Source organism: Gemella sp. GH3, assembly GCF_013415425.1.
Taxonomy (GTDB): domain Bacteria; phylum Bacillota; class Bacilli; order Staphylococcales; family Gemellaceae; genus Gemelliphila.
In genome coordinates this window covers 1-2,033 of record NZ_JACBYC010000048.1, presented here as the reverse complement: position 1 = coordinate 2,033, position 2,033 = coordinate 1, and the positions used below count along the sequence as shown (strand labels likewise).

General features: G+C 47.4%; 18 tRNA genes and 1 rRNA gene. All 19 read left to right on the top strand.

The features are described from left to right. The first annotated feature begins 12 nt into the window (after positions 1 to 12). The 19 genes from rrf to HZY83_RS01220 all read left to right on the top strand — a co-directional run bounded on the left by rrf (position 13) and on the right by HZY83_RS01220 (position 1,759). Positions 13 to 127, top strand: a 5S ribosomal RNA gene (gene rrf / locus HZY83_RS01310). Positions 128 to 134: 7 nt separating this feature from the next. After that, positions 135 to 210: transfer RNA gene (locus tag HZY83_RS01305), tRNA-Val, on the top strand. Between the two features lie 4 nt (positions 211 to 214). Further along, a tRNA-Thr gene (locus HZY83_RS01300) sits at positions 215 to 290 on the top strand. Between the two features lie 6 nt (positions 291 to 296). Beyond that, positions 297 to 372, top strand: a tRNA-Lys gene (locus HZY83_RS01295). A 13-nt stretch (positions 373 to 385) separates the two neighbouring features. Continuing rightward, positions 386 to 470 (top strand) — tRNA-Leu (locus tag HZY83_RS01290). 7 nt (positions 471 to 477) lie between these two features. Next, positions 478 to 552: transfer RNA gene (locus HZY83_RS01285), tRNA-Gly, on the top strand. 17 nt (positions 553 to 569) lie between these two features. Next, positions 570 to 656 (top strand) — tRNA-Leu (locus HZY83_RS01280). Between the two features lie 8 nt (positions 657 to 664). Further along, positions 665 to 738, top strand: a tRNA-Arg gene (locus HZY83_RS01275). 15 nt (positions 739 to 753) lie between these two features. After that, positions 754 to 830, top strand: a tRNA-Pro gene (locus HZY83_RS01270). A 21-nt stretch (positions 831 to 851) separates the two neighbouring features. Continuing rightward, positions 852 to 927, top strand: a tRNA-Ala gene (locus tag HZY83_RS01265). A 29-nt stretch (positions 928 to 956) separates the two neighbouring features. After that, positions 957 to 1,033: transfer RNA gene (locus HZY83_RS01260), tRNA-Met, on the top strand. 23 nt (positions 1,034 to 1,056) lie between these two features. After that, positions 1,057 to 1,133: transfer RNA gene (locus HZY83_RS01255), tRNA-Ile, on the top strand. A 7-nt stretch (positions 1,134 to 1,140) separates the two neighbouring features. Then, positions 1,141 to 1,233: transfer RNA gene (locus HZY83_RS01250), tRNA-Ser, on the top strand. Between the two features lie 10 nt (positions 1,234 to 1,243). After that, positions 1,244 to 1,317, top strand: a tRNA-Met gene (locus tag HZY83_RS01245). An 11-nt stretch (positions 1,318 to 1,328) separates the two neighbouring features. Beyond that, positions 1,329 to 1,404, top strand: a tRNA-Asp gene (locus HZY83_RS01240). Positions 1,405 to 1,425: 21 nt separating this feature from the next. After that, positions 1,426 to 1,501, top strand: a tRNA-Phe gene (locus tag HZY83_RS01235). 13 nt (positions 1,502 to 1,514) lie between these two features. Continuing rightward, positions 1,515 to 1,587: transfer RNA gene (locus HZY83_RS01230), tRNA-Thr, on the top strand. 11 nt (positions 1,588 to 1,598) lie between these two features. Then, positions 1,599 to 1,682: transfer RNA gene (locus HZY83_RS01225), tRNA-Tyr, on the top strand. Positions 1,683 to 1,688: 6 nt separating this feature from the next. After that, a tRNA-Trp gene (locus HZY83_RS01220) sits at positions 1,689 to 1,759 on the top strand. Positions 1,760 to 2,033: the final 274 nt, after the last annotated feature.

Genomic DNA, 2,033 nt, shown 5'->3' with positions numbered 1-2,033 from the left:
TATAAGTTTTCGTCTGGTGGCGATAGCAAGGAGGACACACCTGTACCCATACCGAACACAGAAGTTAAGCTCTTTAGCGTCGAATGTAGTTGGTCTTACGACCTGCGAGATTAGAACGTTGCCAGGCTTTTTATGGAGGTTTAGCTCAGCTGGGAGAGCACTTGCCTTACAAGCAAGGGGTCAGCGGTTCGATCCCGTTAACCTCCACCATTTTGCCGGCCTAGCTCAGTTGGTAGAGCAACTGACTTGTAATCAGTAGGTCGGGGGTTCGAGTCCTCTGGCCGGCACCATTTTTAGAGCCATTAGCTCAGTTGGTAGAGCATTTGACTTTTAATCAAAGGGTCGAAGGTTCGAGTCCTTCATGGCTCACCATTTATTCTTTCGCGCGGGTGTGGCGGAATTGGCAGACGCACTAGACTTAGGATCTAGCGCCTAACGGCGTGGGGGTTCGACTCCCTTCACCCGCACCATAACGTTGCGAAAGTAGTTCAGGGGTAGAACATCACCTTGCCAAGGTGAGGGTCGCGGGTTCAAATCCCGTCTTTCGCTCCAAGACTTTCTAATATAATGCCGGGGTGGCGGAACTGGCAGACGCACAGGACTTAAAATCCTGCGGTAGCAATACCGTACCGGTTCGATTCCGGTCCTCGGCACCATTATATTAGCGCCCATAGCTCAATTGGATAGAGCGTTTGACTACGGATCAAAAGGTTAGGGGTTCGACTCCTCTTGGGCGCGTAGTTATATAATATACGGGAAGTAGCTCAGCTTGGTAGAGCACTTGGTTTGGGACCAAGGGGTCGCAGGTTCGAATCCTGTCTTCCCGACCATTTGAAAACTGATTTTATTAAGGGGCCTTAGCTCAGCTGGGAGAGCGCCTGCTTTGCACGCAGGAGGTCAGGAGTTCGATCCTCCTAGGCTCCACCATTTATTTGAATATTTGATTTGCCTTTATTGGCGGCGTAGCTCAGCTGGCTAGAGCGTACGGTTCATACCCGTAAGGTCGGGGGTTCGATCCCCTCTGCCGCCACCAATAAATATATCATTTGGTCTTTTGGACTCTTAGCTCAGTTGGTCAGAGCTATCGGCTCATAACCGATCGGTCGTAGGTTCGAGTCCTACAGAGTCCACCATTATTATGGAGGAATACCCAAGTCCGGCTGAAGGGATCGGTCTTGAAAACCGACAGGAGTGTAAAAGCTCGCAGGGGTTCGAATCCCCTTTCCTCCTCCATTTTTATTAACGCGGGATGGAGCAGTCTGGCAGCTCGTTGGGCTCATAACCCAAAGGTCGCAGGTTCAAATCCTGCTCCCGCAATATTTTTATTTGGTCCCGTGGTGTAGCGGTTATCACGCCTGCCTGTCACGCAGGAGATCGCGGGTTCGATTCCCGTCGGGACCGCCATTTATTTTGAATATAATTTGTGCCTCGATAGCTCAGTTGGTAGAGCAATGGATTGAAGCTCCATGTGTCGGCAGTTCGACTCTGTCTCGAGGCACCATTTTTTAAGTTTTGCCGGCCTAGCTCAGTTGGTAGAGCAACTGACTTGTAATCAGTAGGTCGGGGGTTCGAGTCCTCTGGCCGGCATTTTTTATTATGGGAAGGTAGCGAAGAGGCTAAACGCGACGGACTGTAAATCCGTTCCTTCGGGTTCAGTGGTTCGAATCCACTTCTTCCCACCATTTCTTAGGGACATAGTTTAACGGTAGAACAAAGGTCTCCAAAACCTTTGGCGTGGGTTCGATTCCTGCTGTCCCTGTATTTAGGCTTTAAGTGAAAACTTAAAGTCTTTTTTTATGGTATGCATAATATTTGTCTTAAAGAGTTTGGGTAGAATACTGAGGTGATATGATATTGGGTAATTATACGAGGTGTACAATATATACGTTGATAACACCTATGTGTTAAAAAATATTTTACTATTGATATAAAACCTAATATAAAGCGAAAAACATAAGGTATATCAACAAAACAACATAAAGTTGTTTAAGGTTGTATACTGGATAATAAAAAGTCAAAGGCAACCGAAAGGT